The organism is Nocardia sp. NPDC004278 (genome assembly GCF_053602975.1).
Map to the genome: position 1 here is coordinate 13,150 of NZ_JBSGEQ010000060.1, position 21,233 is coordinate 34,382.

Here is a 21,233-nt window from a genome sequence, read left to right on the forward strand (position 1 = left end):
GCCGCATGGACTGTGATGGCGGGTTTGGGGAACCCGGTCGCCGACGCCGCGGCAATCGAGGAGACCCTGCCCCAGATCGTCGCGGAAAAGGCCGCGTTCGACGCCACTGCCGATGCGACGATCCGCGGAATGTCCGGCCTGGTCCGAAATCTGGGCTCGCTCGTGAGTCATGGCGCGATCGGGTCGGCTCGGATCGGCGCCGAGCAAACGGCTTTCACGCTGGCCGCCGATCTCTTGTCCGGTCAGGATGTCGATCCCAAGACGCTGGGTACGGCGTTCCTACAAGGTTCCGGGTCGGCATTGGTCAGCCACCTGGCCACCGGAGCGGCGGTGCATTTCGTTCCAGAGCTGCAGAATTCGGCGCTGGGTCGGCTCGGGGTGGGATTCGGGTCCGGCGCCGTCATGGTCGGGACCGGAGCGGCATTCACCGGACACTGGGACTGGTCGGGATTGCTCGGCGGTGCGCTCAACGGAGCACTGCTGGGCTTCGCCGGAGGACACAAGGCCCCGGAGGCGGAGGCACCGGACACCGCCGCCGTGCGTGAGGCTGGAGACCAGCTATCCGAAGCCGAACGGGCGAGCTCGGTGGCAAACATGCTCGCCCAGGCGAACAAGCCGCCCCGGGAGGTCACGACAGCGGGCGCCACCGGAAGCTCGGTGGCCGACGTGGCTGCGCTGGCCGAAAAGCGGCTGCCCACAAAGCGGCTGTCGCCACCCGAAGTCACAGGTTCGGAGGCCGAGGTTCGTTCGGGCGCGGGGTTTTTGGAGTCCGTCAACGGAAATGGGGCCGAGCGCGGACAGACCTTCGAACCGTCGCACGGGGAAGTGGGAAGGCCCAGCCGCCCTCCAGGTGAGTTTCGGGGCGCCGAGGGTGGGGAGAAGCCGCATACGCAGACGGCAGGGGGAGATCCGGCGCGGCTGGCCCGATTGCAGGCGCGGGTGGAGGCCGCACGGGTCCGGGTGGAACGTGCGGGGTCGCTTGGTGAGCGGATATCCGCAGAGATGGGGGAATTACGGGCGAAGGTCGAATTGCGCGCGACAGAGCGCGCGTTGGGGCGATCCGCGGCGGCAGCGGGGGAATTGGCCCAGGCGCTGGATCGGGCGGAGCGGCTGCACGAGACGGGGCGACCGGAGGCTATAGCCGAGGCGGATGCCCGGGTGGCGGCGGCGGAGCGCGCGTGGGAGCGGGAGGCGGAGCGGGCGGAGCGGTTGGCGGATGCGGTCGCCGCGCACGTGGAGTTGCTGGCGGTGGATATCGCACCGGATGTGGAGGTCCGGGGGCGAACGTTGTGGGAGGGGTATCTGTCGCGGCTGGGTGTCGAGCATCTCCCAGACGAGGCGCCACCGCCGACCTGGTGGCAGCAGCGGCCGTGGCCTCCCGAGCCGGATGCTGATCTGCCGCAGTGGGATTCGATGTCGCACCGGGACCTCGAGGCGCGGTTGCAGGGTGCGCTCGGTGCGGACGAGCAGATCGGCGCGTTCTTGGAGGTGCTGCGCCGCGAGAGTGGTCAGGTGATTCGCCCGAATCAGTTGATGATGGCATTGCACATGAGTGACGGCGGGTTCGTCAATTTGCGGGCCGGAGGCGGCAAGACGTTGCCGTTCCGGGAGGCGGCCGCGTTCATGGCGTTGAAACATGGTTCGGTCGTGCAGTTGTCCAGCCATGAGTATCTCGCCGACCGGGATATGGAGGGATTCGTCAAGGCGTTCGGGAAGTACGGGTTCAAGACGGCGCGGCTGAACCCGGACGCCGAATATGCCGAGTTGGACGGTCCGACAGTGTTTTTCGGCACCGATGGCGAGCTGGTGCACGGTGATCAGCGCGGCAATATCGTACCGGCGCGGGCATTGCTGGCCGATGAGGCGTGCGAGGTGCTGGGGCTGACGCACGAGAACGGCAAGACGTACGCGATCGTCGACGGCGATGACCATGATCTCCCGGGTCCTGAAGCCGACAAAGTGATCAAGGCACGTGACTTCCTGGACGGGGCGCTGGCAAACGGAGTCCTGAAAGAGGCGGATTTTCGGCCGTTGAGCGCGGTGCCTGCCGAAGCAGGTGAGCATGGTGGGGCGCGGCTGAATCCGGTGGGATTGTCGAAAATGCACGCCACATTGGGGCGAGCACCGACCGAGGAGGAATTGCACCGGCTGAACAACGCGGCGACCGCGCACTTCGACTACCCGGAGAAGGACACGTGGTTCAACTCCGGTGGCGAGGATCCGCAGGTCGTGTTGATCAGCCGCACCACCCATGAGCCCGAAGGCAATGCCGGTTCATCGGGTGCGGAAGCAGTCCATATGAACCAGCCCGACCCGAAGCAAGCCGAAGGGCAGGCACCCGAAAACGCCCAGCGCGGTGCGACATTGAGCCGTGTCGAGAATGGCATCCATCAGGCTTTGGAGGCGATCGCGCAGAAGTCGGATCCCAGCATGCGTATCCGCGCCGAGCACGACAAGTCGCAGCAGATCAACTCGAAAGAGTATTTCAGCCGGGAATCCGGCCGATTCGACGTGGTGTCGGGCGCGTCCGGAACGTTGAGCCATGTCCCGTCCGAGCGGCTGGAACAGTTGGGTTGGGGTGAGGTTTTCGAAGCCCCGGACTACTACGAAGACGTGCTGGTCCAACTCGACGATCACGAATCCGCCGAGACTCCTGCGGCGAATCTGCAGCAGGTTTTCGACGCGGCGTTGGCCGACTACCAGGCCGGTCGCCCGGTAATCGTGGGCGCTGTCCGCAATGGCGAGGTCGAGCAGCTGGTCGCGATGGCCGAAAAAGCCGGTATCCCGTTCATGTACATCGACGCGCAGGAGCAGTGGCGACTGAACGCCACCGGCAGTTTCCACGCCCACATGACCGAACTCGCCGGCAAACACCAGAAGATGGTCATCGGCAACTTCGCAGTCGGTCGAGGCTTCGACCGACACGTGTCGCAAGACACCTGGGAAACCGGAGGCCTCGCACTGCACGGCACCGCCCGCCCCGACGACGTGGCGTTCGAGCAGTTGCGCCGCCGCGCCGCCCGCGGCGGCGTCCCGGGATCCGCCCGCTTCGGCGGCACCACCGCACTCGCACCCGACCCACACTCCCACGTCTCCGTCCACCATGTCCCCCGCTCCGGCGAGCAGAATCACGCCCCCGGCAAGCAACCGTACGGCCTCAAACGCCTCGGCGCGCCGGCCCAACCGCCACCAGACGAACAGGCCGCCGGGTCGCACCACGACCAACAACAGTACGCGGCCGCGGCGGCGCCGAAACCCATTGCTCTCCATACAATTCCGCATTCGCCGACTGACATCGACGTCCGCGATTCGGCTCAGCCGCAGCGGTTCGGCGATCAAGCCGTCGTAGCGCGGCGCGATGCGGAACCAGCGGCGGGGCGGCAGCACACAGCCGATCAGGATCCCGCAGCTAGCGGACGCCACTCGAGTCCAGCCGCGTCGATACCGACGCATACACCGTCCACGACGCCACAAACTCCCACCACCCCGACCCCAACCAGCGCACCAGTAGCAACGAACGCACCCACCGCCAACCACACCGCGACCAGTCCACAAACCCCGAACCATCAGGCACCCCACGCTCCCGTCACACCCGGGAACGCCGCTGCACCGCGGGTCACGCCTCACCCAGCGGATCCGCAGTCTCCGCTCACACCACAGGCCTCATCTGGGAACTCTCCCGACGCCTACGGCGGGTCTGTGTCCTACGCCGAGCCAGCGTCGACCTCTACCTCGAGCCAGGAACACGAAAGAGCGCGGAGGGTTTTTGCTATCTGCGGTCTCAGCGAGTTGGCCTACATTCAGGCCCGCTACGGCGGATCGACGCCGGTGCAGACGCCGTACGATATTTTCGGCGACCTGGAGGGCGACGAGATCGTCGACATCGTCGTGGCGAACGGCCTCGGCCGCCGAGAGTTGGCACAGTACGCGCACGGTCAATGGCAGGCCGGCGACCTCGCCGATTTCGAGTTCTGGGTCCAGGCGAGCGAACACAAACCCGGTGTGAATCCCAGACATGCACTGATCACCTACCAGGAGGACAGCGCGGCGCATGAGGTGAGCGATGATGCCGCCGGGGAGCGGCTTCGGTTCAAGCACGCGATCACTCTTACCCGCAAAGACAGCCAACCGACTGTGCACCACTCGGTGATGCGACCGGACGGGACTGGGTACGACGAACAGATCCTGATCGGGGCCGATGCCATTGAATTTCTCGAACAACTCAGGGACAAACAGGTCGAAGCGCTTCTGATCGACGAGAATGGGCTGCCGATCGAGTTCCTGGGCCCGAGAACCGAGAATGTCGAGTGGGATGACGAGCCGTTCGGCAACGAACGTATCGGCCTGGCGGTGTCCCCTGATGCCGCTCCACCTGCCGAGTCCGGACTGCTTGCGCTTCCAGGCGATATCCAGTTGGTGCGGCTGCTACTGAACCAGAACATGCGGCTGGCGAGGAAAACGGCGTGGCGAAAGCTGACTGCGGCGGTGCGGGAGCAGCGGCCGGATGACTCCGTCACCGTCGAGCCGACCAAGGCGCTATTGCTGGTGGCCGACCCGGCCAACACCCAGGCTGCAGCATTTCTCGCGAGCGAAGCCGCACGGCTGGCCGAAGTCATCACCCACTGTGTACTGGACGTGCTCCGTTATCCCGAGCTGGCGGCGGCGTTGACCGCGGCCGGGGTCCAGGTCGTACCGTTGATGCCGGGCGGGCGTGGCCGGCCCGAAGCAGTCGCGGCCACCATCGCGGCGCGACTGGGCGCGGAGGGGGCAACGGTGGCCGCGGTGGTGTCGCCGTCGGATTTCGCGGGTAGCTCCGGTCGGGACCTGGCCGCGCGCCTGCGCGGTGACCATCACCGTACGGTCGTCGTATCGTTGACCGGTGGCGATACCGCCGGTCGGCCTGACCCGTTCAACACGGCGGCACGGGAGGCGGGCCTGCGGAGGACGACCTTCGTCACCAGCACGCTGCCGCTGGACGACGATCGTCATCTCCATCTCGGCTGGAGGGACGGCCATCGAGGTCCCTATCGCGGGGTACGCGCCGATGCCGTAATTCACCTCGCCGAGACTCCGAAGTCCAGGGAATCCGACAACGCGGACCGATCGCCGGGCTACGGGCTGTCGGCCGCGGTTGTGGAGTCACGCGCCAAGGCCCAGGATCTGAACCGCTCTCAGGGCAGTTTCGTCGCCCGGAATCTCCTGTGGGTTCTGCATGCCGGTTTCGACAAGGAACTCGGCCACGGCAATGTGTCAGTGAGTTTCGGGGAGTGGGTGGCGAGGCTGCCCGCGAGCTGTTTCGTGGACGGCTACCTGGATCCGCAGGAAGCCGTCCCCGCCGCGTACGCCGACACGACCGCCGGTCGTGGCACACCGCAGTGGTACATCCGGCGGGCATTGGAGCGCCCGCCGCACAAGGGCTACCCTCGGTCCGCCGCGCCGCCGTCGGATGCCCCGTCCCGCGAAACCACGCGCCCGGAACCGAGCGAACGCGATGTGATCCGAAGCCTCAGGCCCACCACCACGCGCCGTCTTCGGGAGAACGCCGCCAAGAGGGCGGCCAACCAGCGCCAGACCGCCGCGGCGGCACGAGACGTCCTCGGCTCGGCGAACAGCCGTAGAGATGAGCTGGTCGAAGATTTCCTGCGCAAGCATGGCCACAAGGGTCTGACCAAGGCCATGGTCGATGGGTGGAATCTGCTTCGGATGCCGGAGCAGATGCTGGCCGATTGGCTCGCCGGCGCCGACCGGATGCTCACCCTGTTCCCCTTCTTGCCGGTGCGAGCGCTGCGGATCCTCAACCTGAGGAGCCAGAAACGCCCGGACTGGCGGATCCTGGCCGAGGACGATAACCCATACGGTGCGGCCATGGCGGAGAAGAACCAGATGACGGGTCAGAACCGGATGTCTGCTTTCTTCAACAGCTTCTGGCTGCCCACGACGGACGACCCGAACCGCTTCGAACGCGCGGTGCGAGCCGACTATTACCACGGCAGCGAGCGGAACCCGGACAACCCTGTCGCCGATCCGGCCGGCTATTTCGTCCGGGAAAACCTGGACCCGATCCTTCGGGAGCACTACAACACATTGGTCGACCGTTACCGGGCGCTGCGCGTGTACATCGCGTTCGCCGAGGAACTCGACTTCACGCGGGCCGCCCAGCGCCTCGGCATGCCCGTGCGGCGGTTCTACGAAGTGTTCCGAGGCCACGAGCGAAGGTTCGGCGCCCCCCTGTTCGATCCCGACACTCGCTCGCTGACCGAGAACGGGACCGAGTATCTCGAGCAGGCACGAACCGACCTGGCAGCCTTCGAGCGTGCGGCGCTGAACTCCGAGACGGCGACATACGAAAACTGGTTGCGACGGGGCCTGCCCGCCCAATGCTTCACCACCGACGAGCAGGGAGAGCCACAACTGATTCCTACGGTGGTGGTGAGCCAACCGTGGCAGCGGCCCGCGAATCCCACTGCGGCCGAACCGTCGCCGCTGTGGGCGGTGCACCGCGCGCTGCGCGAGTTCCTCGCCGACCCGGCGGTGGCAGACCCCGCCGGACCGCGTGTCCAAGAGAATCTGGACCGGATCTGGGAGGACTACTATCGGGACCTCGTCGACTCCGGGCGCCTGGACCCGGGCACCACGTCTCTCGGAGACTGGTTGCGACGGGGCGTGCCCGCCGAGTGCGTCGACTACGAGGCCAAGCGACTCGACCGGGCGTCGGTACTCGACCACGCCCGCCGCCTGCCCGGTAACCTAGCCGACCGGGAGCTGTCGCCGTTGTTCCCGATACAACGGGCGCTGATGCGGGAGGCGCAGGCGCTGAGCCATCGTGCGGGCAGGCAGCCGCGCGGGACCGGCAGGCCCGCCAACGACACCGCCCGCCACGAGTTCGCCCACCTCGCCAACATCTACGGCGGGTACTACGTCAGTGAGAATCTGCTCGACATCCTCGCAGACCATCACACGGACCTGCTCGACCGCGGCGAGGACATACCCGAGAACTTGTTCGAGTGGCTGCGGCAGTGGCTGCCGACCGATTGTTTCGACCCGGATCCCGGCCTGCCGCGCCTGCTCGCCGACGAGACCGTAGCCATTGCCTTCACCGACGTCGACATCAACGGCGCGCCCGAGATCTCGCCCCAATGGATCATCCACAAGGCGACCCTCGAACACGCATGGGCGGTCCACGAATACAACCAGGCACTGGAGTACTACGGCGAGGACCACGTCCGGGCGAACCTGTCGGATGTGCTCGACGAGGTGTACACGGAGCTGGTCGCCTCCAACGCGATCACCGAAGACCGCACGCGCTGGCACGATCGATGGCTGCGGGAACTCCAACGACGCGACCACGACGAGCCGCTCGAAGGATGGTCGTCCCACGACCCCCACGAACGAGTCGAATACCACCGCGGCGATTCGGCGGACCTGCCTGCGGACGCGGCGGGACAGCCTTACCAAGACGAAAGCGACATCCCCCGAGGAGAGGGGGGGTCAGCGCGAATCCCCGAAATGACCCTCACCGAATGGGATCTCCAGGACTGGGCAGAACGCAACAACATATCGGCCTCGGACCTGGACGCGCTGCGCGACAAGGTGGCTCGGATCCTGAACGGGGTTTGGGATACCGTCGATGCGTTGCTCGGAGCGCTCGCGCGCACTACCGCTCTCGAACACAAATTCCGCATCGGCTGGGCCGACCCGACCGACCATCTCGACGCGCGCATCCTCGCGGCGGTCGATGAGGCACTGCGTAGCGCTAGCCTCCAAATGGGAACGACCGCGCTGCAGAAAGCCTTGGAGTACACCAGGCAAGAACCGCAGTATGACGAGCGCGCATTGGCCAAGGAATTCAACCGATGCGCGCGACGACGTGGCTTGCGCCTACGAATTTCGGAGCGAACGGTGGCCGAATGGCGTGATGGTGCGGTCATTCCACGCCCCGCCTACTGGCAGACCATCGCCGATGCCTTGGGCCTCGAGGTGGCCGATCTAGAGTTGCCGACCCCCGTCCACGGCCCGCAATACCCGCTTCGCGACGGACCGTTCGGGGAGCAGGAGCGTCGGCACCTGACCGACGAGCTGGACGCGGGGTTCACGCTGGACCAACTCGCGGACATCCACCAGTGCAGCCGGTGGATGATGTTGGTCCGGCTCGACGAGTCGAACCTGTTGGACCGCCTGAACACGCAGCAACCCACGCAGCTCCACACCGACGTCGAAGTCCGCCGCCGCGTTGTCGGCCGGATCTGCCTCGGCACCGGCGAGCGTCGCCACGACGGTCCCGTGACACCAGCCGAGCGTCGATACATCGAGAGAGCCATCGCTGCCGGAGCACACGCGGATGCGGTGGCATTGCAGCTGAATGCAAAGTGGGCACAGGTCGACGAGGTGTTGCGTGCCACCGGCACTGCGCAGAGAGTCGACACGCACGACGATTTCGCCGGCCAGGTGCGAGCAGCCGTCACCTCCGGCGAGCCGACCTCATGGGAGCCGGCCCAATGGGTTAAGACGCAGGTCGATGCCCAGTTCCCGGATGGAAGCCGGTTTCAGGTGACGCCGCACCCGGACGCATCCCAACGAGTGAGGGCGAAACTCGAGATCGCGATGGGGTCCCCCTGGGGCAACGTGGCCCTGCACGGAGGCCAGATCTACCGCGACGTCGCACCCTACCCGCCCGCCGCCGACTCGGTGGCGGGCCGACGACTCGGCATGTTCTTCGCCGTGATCGGGATACAGAACGAGTACAGCAAGCAGTTTATCGAGGCGACGCCGAGCGGCCCGCGCTGGCTCGACCACCCCATCCCTCGCGCCGAGGTCATGATGTTGTGGGAGCAGAGCGCGGAACTCCAGGCGGACTTCGCGGTCGCGAACGCCCACGGCGTATTCGACATGATCATGGGCGCTTTCGCGAAACTGGAACAACACGCCGCCCTGACGCCAGCCGAGCGAGACGCACGAGCAGGCAGCACGGCTGAAGCCCGCGAGAAAACGTTGTTGATCGACGAATTCAAGCGGCAGTACCCGAAAAAAATCACCTTGGTAGGCACGGATTATCCCGAGACGTCAGCGACGGCCGTCCGCGGCCTGGTTCGTGCGATGCGATGGGCGCGGGCCAATGGATACGTCACTGATGTCGAGAACCTAGGTTTTAGTCCCGATTTGCCGACCACGGCAGCGTGGTTCGATCCCTACCACCGACATATCCGCGGCAACATCATCCGGGCGGCGGACCCGCACAAGGGGCGGCTAGATAGCAAACTGTCGTATCAGAGCGGCAAGCTCGCGGCCTCACCCGAGGATATCTATTTCGCCGATTTCGTGCACGAATACGTCCACGCGATGGTGGACTGTGTCGAGCGGATTCTCGGCCGAGACCTCGCGGTCGAACTGCCCAAGGTGCTGTACACGGCGTGGCGCATGCTGGTCGAGGCCGGCCTCGTGGACGAGCCGTTCGCGACGTGGGTGAGCCGACTGCCCAGGTACGGTCTCCGCCCAGAAGAAGCGGGCGAAATCACCCGCCGCGACGAGAATGCCGTCACCATCGACCTCAGCACGGGCTGGCAGGTTCGCATCTGGCTCGGCGTCCCGATGGTCAGCGTCGGTCTGCCCGGCACTATCGCCGCCGAGGACGACCTGGTCACAGGTACGATCCTCGACCGCTCCGACGATTCTGTGGTCGTGGGGCTCAGCACCGGCGAGATCATCTCAGTCGACCTCGACACCGACACCGTAAGCGTGGTGTGTCTGAACCCTCACGAGGCCCTGGCCGAAGGATTCGCGGCAACCGACATCCACGGTGGCGGATTCGGCGGCCCCGCGTGGGTGTGCCATCAACTGGTCGACGCCGCCAATCGGCACGCGGCCAAGGTTGAACAGGCGGCAGCTGCTCGAGAAGCAGATGGGGATGGGCACACGAGATCGATCGAGCGCGCCTACACGAAGCAGGTCTACGCTCAAATCAAGCCCGGGACTCCGGTTCATCTCCCCGCGCCGCCGCCGAAGGCCGAGGATTTCCGCTTCTCCTCCGGCACCGCGACGGCGGCGGGAGCATTCCGGGATCTCTACGGCAAAGACGTTTTCAAGCCGGCCGAAGTAGGTGCAGACGCCAGCTTCACGGAACTGGCATCTGCCGCAGGCGCAGTCACCCATCGCGTCGATGCCGCGACCGGCCACCCCGCTTTGATCAACGAGTTGCGCGCACTCGGCCCGGGTGGGTCCGCCTTAGTCGGAGACATCACCTACACCGCAGACGGATACGGATACGAACCTGGCACCCTAGGCGAGATCTTCGACAGCGGCCGACGCGCCCAGGGTGTCACGCACGAGGCCGAGGATCGAGTCCGTAATGTGCTCTACGTCGTCGCACTAAGAGACGACCAGATCGTAGTGGCCGACCCCGAAACCGGCCGATGGCGGCCACCGAACCCCGGCGAACCCGGCCACCCCGACGCCGACTCCACCGGACATACCCCCGGCATCCTCCGACTCGCGATCCTCGTCAACAACGGCATACCCGTGGACCGCCCACTACCCACATCCCAGATCAGACCCCAGCTGGCTTCTGGGACGTCGGCCCGCATCAACGAGTCGCCGACCGACGGACCCGAGCCCCCACCCACTCGTGCCGTCGACCACCCTGATGAGCTGGAGGCATTTCGTCCGGGGAGAACACCGTGGACCGATAACTCCTCGAGCGAGGACACCGCACTAACCGACAATCGCGATGATTCGACTGCGAAGTCCGACCCAGCCGACCCCATGCTCATCGATATCTACGGCCACTCCTCCGACCCCGAAGTCCATGACCCCTCCCGTCGCCACAACATCGGCACCCCACCCGACCAAGACGACGACCGGGCAGGCAAAGTGCCCGATAGGCCGGAACACTCAGGGCAGCTTCGGCCAGAAGTCGAGGACACCCGGAGCGCGGAGCAATCACCCACCTCGCACCCGGAATCGACCACCCAGCAACCCCCTCGCCCGGGCAACGCCGAACACAGAAGAGATGCCAACCCCAGAGATCCGTCGCATCCGGCGGCGGACACCGTCGCCGACGGCCCCGATGTGTGGAAATCGACCTCGGTGCCTGGCGAGCTACGGAAAATCCGGGCTGGCATCGCCAGATACGCAGGCTTTGACCGGGTCAAGGTTGCCCAATGGCTAAGCCTGTCACCCATAGATTTGCGCGCCGCCTGGACTCAGATCGAACCTATACATCGGAGGTACCTCAAGTGGCTGGCTGACGGCCGACCGACTGAGTTCCCGCCGGGCGTGGGCAAACCCACCCCCGAGGGGCTTGGCAACCTGGGTACGAACGCAATCTCCGCGCTCCTCGACGCCGTCCCGGGTACACAGGGCGAGCCACAGCACGATCAACACACCACCCCTGCAGAAGAACACGAAACTGATTCCATACGCGAAGAGCCCCCTTCCAGCGAGGAATTGTATGCGGAGTTTTTGACGGAGCTTGCACGGCGTGGCATCGATCCCGCCAGCGTCGGTATGGCCACTGTGCAGATTCGAGACGTCCTGCGCCAGAGAGAAATCCGGGGACCGAAGGCCGATCTAGGCTCTAGGTCTAGTCAAATATTCTTGGCGAGAGCAATTTCACAACTTTGCAGATTAAATGGGATTTCAAACGAGATCGCGCGCACGGCGCTTCAGGTGCTCTGCAACGGTTGGGGCATCGCCCAATTCGACCCCGATCTCCTATACGCCCCACGCCCCGACCAATTCGACAAATCCGACGAACACGCAGCCAACAAATGGCTCACCGCAACCCGCAACTACCAAGGAGCCACCCAAAAGGAGTTCGCGGGACGACACTTGACAAAGAATATCGTTGATAACATCGAGTCGGAGCGCAAAAGACCTTCCGCTCAGGATATCGTTAACATCTGTATCGACAATGACATTCCGCGCGCTATCGCTATCGCCGCACTCAAACGGTTCTGCAACGGCGAAGGAATCGATAGATTCACCCCCTCGGAATCACGTAATTCGAGTTCTGGACAGAGAAAAACATTGTCGGAGGGATTCCGACGCCACATCGTCTCCGAACCCTACGACCCACATTCCAAACAGACGTCCACCGCCACCGACGAGGTCGTCCAGACCAATCGCCTGCATGATCTCATTGAATCCAATGGGGACTTGCTCGGCACTCACATCGAGTGGGATCGCGACCGCAAACGCTTCCTGATTCGCAGTACCGACGGCGCGGTTGTCATGGTCGAGTTGCGACCACATTCAGACCCGGACCTCGCAGTTGTGACACGACCGCTCTTTGTTGGGACAGTCGACAATTTTGGTCGTCGAGACGCACGCGATTACGAGTTGGATGTCGACACTCGCGCATCGGATGTGGCGGCGATGCGCGGGATTGCGCGGAGGCTGGAAGTCCTTCGGGCCCAACAACAGCACTATGTTGAGGATCGCGCTGAGGAGCCGGAGTTCCGCATCGATGGGACCCGGGCCATCGTAACTGCGGAGTTGATGGGCAGGTTCGCCGAATTGCGATGCCTCGTGGGGGTGGCGGAACGGGATGGTGCAGCCCATGGGTCCGAACTGCGCAGGGCCTTGGACGAGCTGGCCGCGGACCTGCAGCTACGCCCAGGCGACCCGGGCTTCGATACGCGGATGGCGCAGTTGGCAGCGTGGGATCGGGGGAGCCACACAGCGCAGCGGTTCCGGAAGTTGATGCCGGAGTGGGCATCTGGATCCGACGCAGGATTCGACCAGGCGTTCCTCGAATCGAAAGCCGCCGAATTCGAGCAGTTGCGCAGAGAAGGCCGTCTAGACGCCCCCTTCTCCGGGCTTCTCAGACGCGACGATTGGGTCAAGTCACGCCCGCCGGGATCGACCATTGGCTTCCCGGAATTGCTCCGCCACATCGAGGCAGACCTCGCCTTCATCACCCGTGAACACGTACGGTGGGAGCCGCGCAATGCGCGATTCACCTTCGTCGACGAACAGGGCGCCCGCGTCGAGGTGGCAGTCTGGATAGGACACACACGGTGGGGTGGAGCCACAGATTTCTTCTATTCCCACCGCGATGACCGCTACGACATCGTCGTCGATTCTCGCCTCGACGAGGCACATGTGGCGCAGGCGGTCGCGGACGCGTTGGGCCGTATATGGCACCGTACCCAAGCGTCGATTCAACTCGACCTGATCGGCAGACGAGCGGTCCAGTTGACCGAGGGCATCGCCGGTCTGTTCTCCCAAATGTCAGTCGTCGTCGGCAGGCTGGAGCGGGCCGTAGCGGCAGCACAGTCGGATCTGGTGCCGGTCTTAACCGAGGACCTGCAAAAGACCATTGCACGTACGGAGCAGGCGTTATCGGAGGAGGAGGCCGCGAGCTGGACGGCATTGCTTGCCGCCCGAGACCCCCTGCTGGCCGAGCGTGCCGCCCATTGGGTATCGATATTCCTACCTGAGTACTCCACCTTCGAATCATCGCTCTTCGACGAACCCGAGTTCCTCGAGGTACGCAATGTCGGCGAGTTCCGTGCCGGGGCGCGGCCCGCCACCTCTCCCGATCTGTCCAATAGCGAACTGAAAAGCCTGATTAATGCTGATCTCGACCTCATCACCGATGGGCGAATTAGCTGGAATGGCCAGAGAACGTTCAAGTGCCGGACTGCACGTGGCGAACTGGTCCAGATTTTAGTTGAAGTACACCCTGTCAAGGCCGGTGTGGTCGCCTACGGCCACCGAACCCTGTGGGGCTCCTACTCGCTGCGGCTCTCCCCTCGCACGCATCAAGACGATGTATTGCCTGCGGTGAAAGGAGTGCTGGAAGAGATCCTGGAGCGCTATGAGCCGTCACCCCGACCATGGTGGGCGCGCCGATTCGGCCAGCTGGGGTTGGTGGTCAAGAAACTGGCGGATGCCGAGGGCCGCGAGCTCAGCGACCACGCGTCGACGTTGGGTCGAAAGCTCGTCGCATTGGCTGCGGACATAGGCATGCGGCCCACCGACCCCAATTTCTCGGACCGGCTGGCAGCCTTGGCCGAGTACGACGACCAGCTCGCGGCACAGTTCGAGGAGCAGATCTCGCGTTTGGCCAACGACCGTTTGCCGGTCAGCAGCCAGCATCAGGCCCGACCGCAATCGGTGTTGAGTTTCCGTACGAGCGCCATTCGGCACAACAGCACACTGGTCGGCAAGGCCACCCCAGCGCGCGTGATCGGCACGGTGTGGGACATCGCGCCAGTCGAGACTGCGCGCGCGATGCGGGAGGGAGGGGTCGAGGCCCTGCACGCATCGCTCCGCACCGGGCTGCAACTGCGGGCCGCCGGCGAGACGATGCCGATCATCTCGCCCGGTTCGGCGATCGACGCCGAGGCCGCTGCGGCCGCGATCAACGCCGACATCACTCTCACAGTGTCCTCGATCGAGCAGCTACACACGGTTGCGCGCACCGCGCGAGTACTCGCCACCACCGCCAAGATCGCCGTCGAATTCGACACCGGCAAACACGCGGGTGGCATTTCGCCTAGTCAACGTCTCGAGTTGATTGAACACTTGAGCGAATACTCCGACGTGATCGTAGATGTCCATTGCTTCACCGAGCTGGCTCACGACGATGACCCGTGGCACCCGATGAACGACCAGCAAGTCCACCTGATGCACCAGTTGGCCCTGGACGGCGGCCCCTACCACGTCGCAGGTGATGCGCTCGCAGCGCGACCGGAATTATGTCGCTCCCCCGCTGTCCGCTTGGGCGCACCCTTGTACGGATACCTTCCCGGCGAGTCGCAGAACCTGGCACTGCAACCCTCCATCACACGCTGGGCGCGCGTCTCGTTCGTCCAGACGGTGCCCGCCGATGAAGGCACCGGTTACCTGGGTGTGCCGGCAGGTCGCGAACGGCAGATCGCGTGGGTCGGGCTGGGCTACCTGGACGGTGTGCCCCATGATCTGGGCGGGTGGGACCAGGGCCTGTGGGTGCTGATCAACGGCGTGCGATGCCCGATCGCCGGTCCGGTGTCGATGGACCAGTTCCCCGTCGAAGTGCCTGCCGGAGTACACGTTTCGGAGGGCGACATCGTCCTGCTCGCCGGACCCGGCATCGACGGCGAACCCACCCTGCAGCAGTGGTCCATCGCGTTGGACGTGCCGGTGGACCAGTTCTCGAGCGCGCCGCCCGGCCGAACCCGGGTGGTGCTGCACGACGGGACCGACCTCGTCATGGACCCCATGTACAGGCGTAGCTCGGTGGACCCACGCATCGCCTCGGCATCGGCCATGCTCTACACCGACGCGCTCGCGAACAACCTGACGGTGTCCCGCCGCCGATTCACCGATGAGATCGAGGAATACAACGAGATCCACGGCACCACTCTGACCCCACCTCGGATCATGCTGGTGGTGAAGGCAAATGCGTACGGCTTCGATGCCGAATTCATTGCGCATGCGGCGGAGGCCGCCGGCATCGATGCGATCGGAGCGGCGCAGATCGACGAGTTGGTCAAACTGCGCGCCTCGGGCATCGGCGTCCCGCTGCTGGCGTGGCAGACCAACCCCCGCTCGGATTTCGAGTCAGCGATCAGATCGAATGTAGCGGTGGGTGTTTCGTCTGCTGCGGTACTGCGCGCGGTGGCCGCGGCAGCCGAGCTGGTCGGGGAGCCTGCGACGGTACATCTCGCGGTCAACACTGGGTTGAATCGCGAAGGGCTGTCGCCGGAGGAGCTCGCCCAACTGATTCCCCTCCTCCTCGAGGAGGTCGAGAGCGGCCGGATCGTGCTCGAAGGTTTCATGTCTCACGCGGATCTCGACGAAACCAAATGGGACAGGCACTACCAGCGCTTCGTGCACGCAGTCGACATCCTGGCAGAGGCTGGTCTGCACCCGAGCGTGCTGCACCTGTGGGCCAGTGTGGCGACAGATGTGCCAGCGGACCGACTCATGGCGATGGTTCGGATGGGGACAACACTGTTTGGGCAGGATTGGGACTTCCGACCTGACCCAGAACTACAAGATGTACTGCACATCCGCACTCGAGTCGCTGGCACGATGCAGGTCCGCGCCGGCGACGGTGCCGGGCTGCACCACCGCTGGACCGCCGAGCGTGACACCACCCTCGCACTGATCCCGGTGGGATACGCCGATCTTCCACTGCCCAACCCGAACATGCCGTTCGAGGTGTCGATCAAAGGCAAACGGTACCCGAAGGTCGGTCTCGCCGAACGACACCACATCCTGGTCGACTTGGGCTCCGACTCGGTGATCGGTGCGAACACCGAGGTCGTCCTGCTCGGTGCGGCCGAGCGGGGTGAACCCACGGTAGCCGACTGGGTGGAGGCCGGGTTCGCCCAAGGACCAGCCCTCGGCCCTGGTATTCACGTAGAGACCGTATCGAGCCCACCTGACGAAGCCGCCACCTCCGAGCCCAATTCGGGGCCGCAGCCGTCGCGACCCACAATAGATCCGCCTTCGGCGGCCGACGACGATCCGGAGCCTGACCCGACCACGTCACGGGACGAGGCATCGGTGGCCGCGGCACGGCCCACCGACGACAACCAGGTCGAGCTCGATACCCCGGCCACAGGCCAGGTCGACGCAGAATGCGCCGAATATGCCCTGCGCACAGCCGCGGACCTACGAACCCCTGACGGCACTCCGGTATTCGACGTCAAAGTACCCGACGCAGCCGCAATCGCCGAAGCAAAAGAGGCCGGCTATTACCCTCGTGCCGCTATCTCCTGGTATGCGGGCGGCCAACACGAAGAGTACCGCGGCGGATACCACGGCCTCGCGGACGCACTTACCCAACTCAGCATCGCCTCCAGCGACGGGATCGCCGGAATCCTGGTCAACATCGCACCAACGGGCGAAAAAAAGGGCCACGTGTTCCTCGCTTACCACGACGGCACAACCATGTGGCTCCGCGCCCTCCACAAAAACATCCCCGACCAACCATTCAACCCGAACAACCCCCCATTCGACACCAAAACCGTCCACGGCATCACGCTCACCCGCCACGGCACCACCCAAACAATTGAATCCCGCCGCGAAGCATTCCAAGACCATGCGGTCCCAGAAGGTTTCGTCCGCCCCCCAGATACCTCCGGTGCCCTACCCAGGCGCGGGATGAGATTGCTGAGGCGATCAGCAAACAACGACGGGTCAAGCGTCATACCTGGCAGGCGAGGGGGCAATCGATCGGACAGCAACACCGCGCGGCCGAACCCGCGATGGGCCAAACTACCTGGGGGCGGACATCTCTTTATCCCAGCCGCGGGGGGCGACTGGCCGACGGTCAGGTCACCTGGGATGGGCCAGCCTACCAAGCGTGAAGTGTTGAGCCGCGAGGAAGTCTGGCCAACGTATTTGGGCGATGTATTGAATGCTTTCGGCACCAATACCGCACAGCGTGGCATGGTGAGCGCGACAAACAACCCTGTGGAGGCAGGCATCGCACTGGCCCCCATTGGCCTCGCGCAGCTTGCTGCGATACGTGCCGGAATTATGAAGCGGGATCCGCGAGAGGTTATGAGGTGGTCGACAGCAGGCGGCTCGGCCGCGTCTTTGGCAGCTGCCGCCGCTCTTCTTGCCGGCAATGGACTCAGTCTGGGTATCGCGCTCCCGCTGGCAACGGGCGCAGAAGCCTTTTTCGCCACATACTTTATCAATGCTGTTCAAAGAGATCTTGGGCATGCTTTAAGGCCCGGCGAGGAGTCCATTGTCGGTGGGTTGTTGGCGTTGCCCATTGGAGCCCTGGCCGGCGGGTTCCTCGGACCTTTTCTTGCAGGGCAGGCGGGTTATCTCCCACAGGCCTTCGATGCCGCCATGTGGATGGCAGCGTTCGGGGTGCTGCGGTTTTTGCCGAAAGACCATTCGGCGCACACGCCCGAAGCATCTCGAGGCTTCTTGCGTAGTATGCATCAAGCCGTCCGCGAACTCGTCCGCGCACTAGGCGCGGACAGTGTGCGTAGTATGCGTCAAGCCGTCCGCGAACTAGGCGCGGACAAATCCTTCAGACGATTCATTATTCCTGTCTCTCTCAGCAATCTCGCCCTTGCCGATCTGATGTTCCACTTCTCGAACGTGGTACGCGACAGTGGCCAGTCTCCGGCGATCCAAGGGGCCGCGACCGCAGCGTTCGCGGCGGGCGGAGTGGGGAGCATGCTTGCGCCGGCATGGATGAAAAACTGGATCGAGGAGCTCGAATTCCGGCATCTCGCTTCGGCTACCCTCGTAGGTTCTGCCGGGTTGACCGCGGTCGCTTCGGCGTGGGACAACATCTGGGCAATGGCGGCAGCACAAGCGGGGTTGGGAGTATTGTCCACGATTATCACCGCCCGGATTTTCACCTATCTAAAGGAGAATTTCCCGGGGGATTCATTCGCCCTAGCAACCGGCGGGAAAGACGCCGCCATTGGCTTCGCGGCGGCGCTGGGTACCTTTGTGGCCGGCTTTGTGGAGGTATCACACAATCACGCCCTAGAGTCCTTGGTCCCCATCGGCGCTGCTGGGATCGGCGCAGGCCTCTACATCGGTTCCGTTCTGCGGGAAAAAGCCAGCCAGCGGCAGGAAGAAGCACCACACCGACAGGAAGAAGCACAACGGCGGCAGGACGCTGTCCTTTTCGAGAGCAAGCGACTCGACATGACGGGCAGCAAAGGCGAAAAGACACTGAGCTTTGTCTATGACGTCGGCAACGATGTCGCCGAATATCTCCTCACAGAAGTCAAACAGATCGTTCACGGCCTCGCCTCCATGCCGCAAGGTCTCACACCTCGGGTACTGTTCGTCGACCCAGGCCTGAAACATGCTGCAGCGGTGGCCAATCCAGATTTCATACGCGACCACGGCAGAGCACATGAAATCAAACGGAATCGCCTCCGCGATCTGATCGTCGCAGCACAGCGGGCGAATAGCACTGGAGCTGCGGCCCGCGATCAGTTGACCAGGGTTCTACATAAGGCGGGGCTGCTGTTGGCTGATGGCGGTGTGAATGTGCTGTTCGGTATAGACCGCGACCAGGTCGAGGTCCTGTGCGAGGCACTTTCGGAGCTCTTCCCAGAAACACTCTGGGGGTATGCATCGCTAGTGACCGCAGAGCGTGGGCATGAGAGTCAGGACCACGCCGCAAGAATGGCTGGCGACGTGTTGCAAACCGGCCTGGGTCGACTCGCCGTCCACCGTCGTTTACAACATGCTGCGCTCAAGGGGCCAGAGGGACGTCGAAGGGCCGCGCGTGCTGCAAAGCGATGGGTCAAGTTGGCGGGAAGCGAACCAACGAAGGTAGAACCAGACCTGATCCCTGCGAGGACCACAGAGTCCGTTGAAACGTCGGCTGTCAGCCAGCAAGCTGTAGCGGAGTCGGATCTGCACGCGAGTGCCGAAGACAGTGAAGTACTCGGCGGGGCACTCAACGACGTTGCTCGCGGAATACTTCGCGTGACTACTTGGGAAGATTTCTGCAGAAACGACCCAGATGCGACCGCCATTCACGCATTCGAAGCGAAAACGGCGCGGTGGATGTCGGCCCGACCGGGGTCGATGCGTGAGCGAATGGAGACGTTCGCCGCTGGTCAGCTATGTTTGGTTGACCTCAGCGGCCAGTTGTTGGGCACCCTCTCGACGAATAGGATCGACTGGGATGGCGATCCGAACAGCCTGAGCGCTGGACACGAGACCGCGGGTGCGGAAGGCCCATATCACGATACTTATAGCCACACCGGAAATACTCTGTGCATTCTCGAGGTGAATATCGCGCCGAACGTCGCACCGGAGTTTGCACTTGACCCACTGATCGATTCTCTGTTCACATTTGCCACCCGCGAGAATATTGAGCATCTCATTGGATTTTTTCGGCCATCAGGCTACGCCCTCAGCGTCAGAATGGCGCACCATCAGAATAATCCGATACCGACTTTCGCGGAGTACGTCGATGAAATCCAGAACGATGGCACCCTCGCATACCTCACCGAACGCTTCGACATGCAGGTCCTCGAGCCTGAAAACCGCACCATCCAGATTCCGCTCAGCACTATCGAATTCGAGACCTTCAGGCGACCGGATTGGATCCTGCTCGATACCGCCGAGGGCCCTGCGTGGTGGTGCGGCGAGGCCGGCTTCATCTACCAGCTCCCTGATGGGAGTTATGAGTATCGCGAGAACAATGTATTGGGCGTCATTCCCGTACCGGGTGATCACGCCGAAGCTGCGTCCTCTACCTCTGGCGACGATGGCCCGGATCCGATCCCGACCATCCCACAGGACGGGGCTTTGCCGGTCGCGGGTCGGTTCAGCGAGGGCACCGGGGTCGACACCGACATCCCGCCATCAGGTCCATCCGATACCCCACACATCCACAGCACAGCCGGCGAGGTGCGAACACCCGATGGCACTCGGGCGCAGGCTCATCCCAACAACGCGTACCACCCCGAACTCCCCGACACTACAAGGGGCATCGAAGACCAACTCCACAGCCTGTACCCCATCGAGCTCGGCCAAGCCGAAGGTTGGCGCAGAGCGCAAGACTCATGGTCGTGGGGAAAAAATCCGCCCGGCAACCACAACACATACAACCCAGGCCCGGACCGAACCGCCCGGTCAACTGCGAAAGCCACAAACACCCCCATCGAGAACACCGCCGATTCTCATGGCATACACACCACCGAGGACGCGGACAGGTCCGACACACCCGCCATACACACACCATGGACCGTACGAGACTCCATACCGACGAGCGGTACTGACACCACCCAGCCGCCTCCACCTGAGCCGAACCCTGCCACCGGCGGCGGCAGGCCGATCACACCCTGGGCACCGAACCCCCTCGGGGAACCACTCGAACGCAACCGCCTCTTCGATGAGCAATTCCACGCGTCGTTCACTGGCAAGACGCCAACGAGCCGTGCGGCAACCGCACCCCGCCTCGGCGAGGACGCCGGTGATTCTGATAGAACGATCGTTCGAACTTCGCAGATCGCTACGCCGCGGACCTCGTCGAGCCGTGACCTCGAGGGGAGCACCGACCGGCGGGCGACGCCGTGGAGCCCGCCCCAGCCGGTCACGTATACACCGCGCACCGAACAAAACTCTCGTACAGGCGGCAGACGCTGACACCGGACGGATGACGCCGCCACCCGAGCCGAACCGTCCCGCTCCCGACAATCGGCCGATTAGGTCGTGTCTCCTAATGGTGTTGACCGATTGGCCCCGCGGAGCGGGGCAGGTCGTGCATCATGTTCGCCGTGGCGACGCTGACCGGTGATCGG

At 64.1% G+C, this 21,233-nt stretch carries 1 protein-coding gene; it reads left to right on the forward strand.

From position 1 onward, the window contains the following. Positions 1 to 1,248 precede the first annotated feature (1,248 nt). Positions 1,249 to 21,078 (forward strand): alanine racemase, encoded by a 19,830-nt coding sequence (locus ACWEO2_RS42000; protein ID WP_452410484.1) that lies wholly within the window; start codon positions 1,249 to 1,251, stop codon positions 21,076 to 21,078. Positions 21,079 to 21,233: the final 155 nt, after the last annotated feature.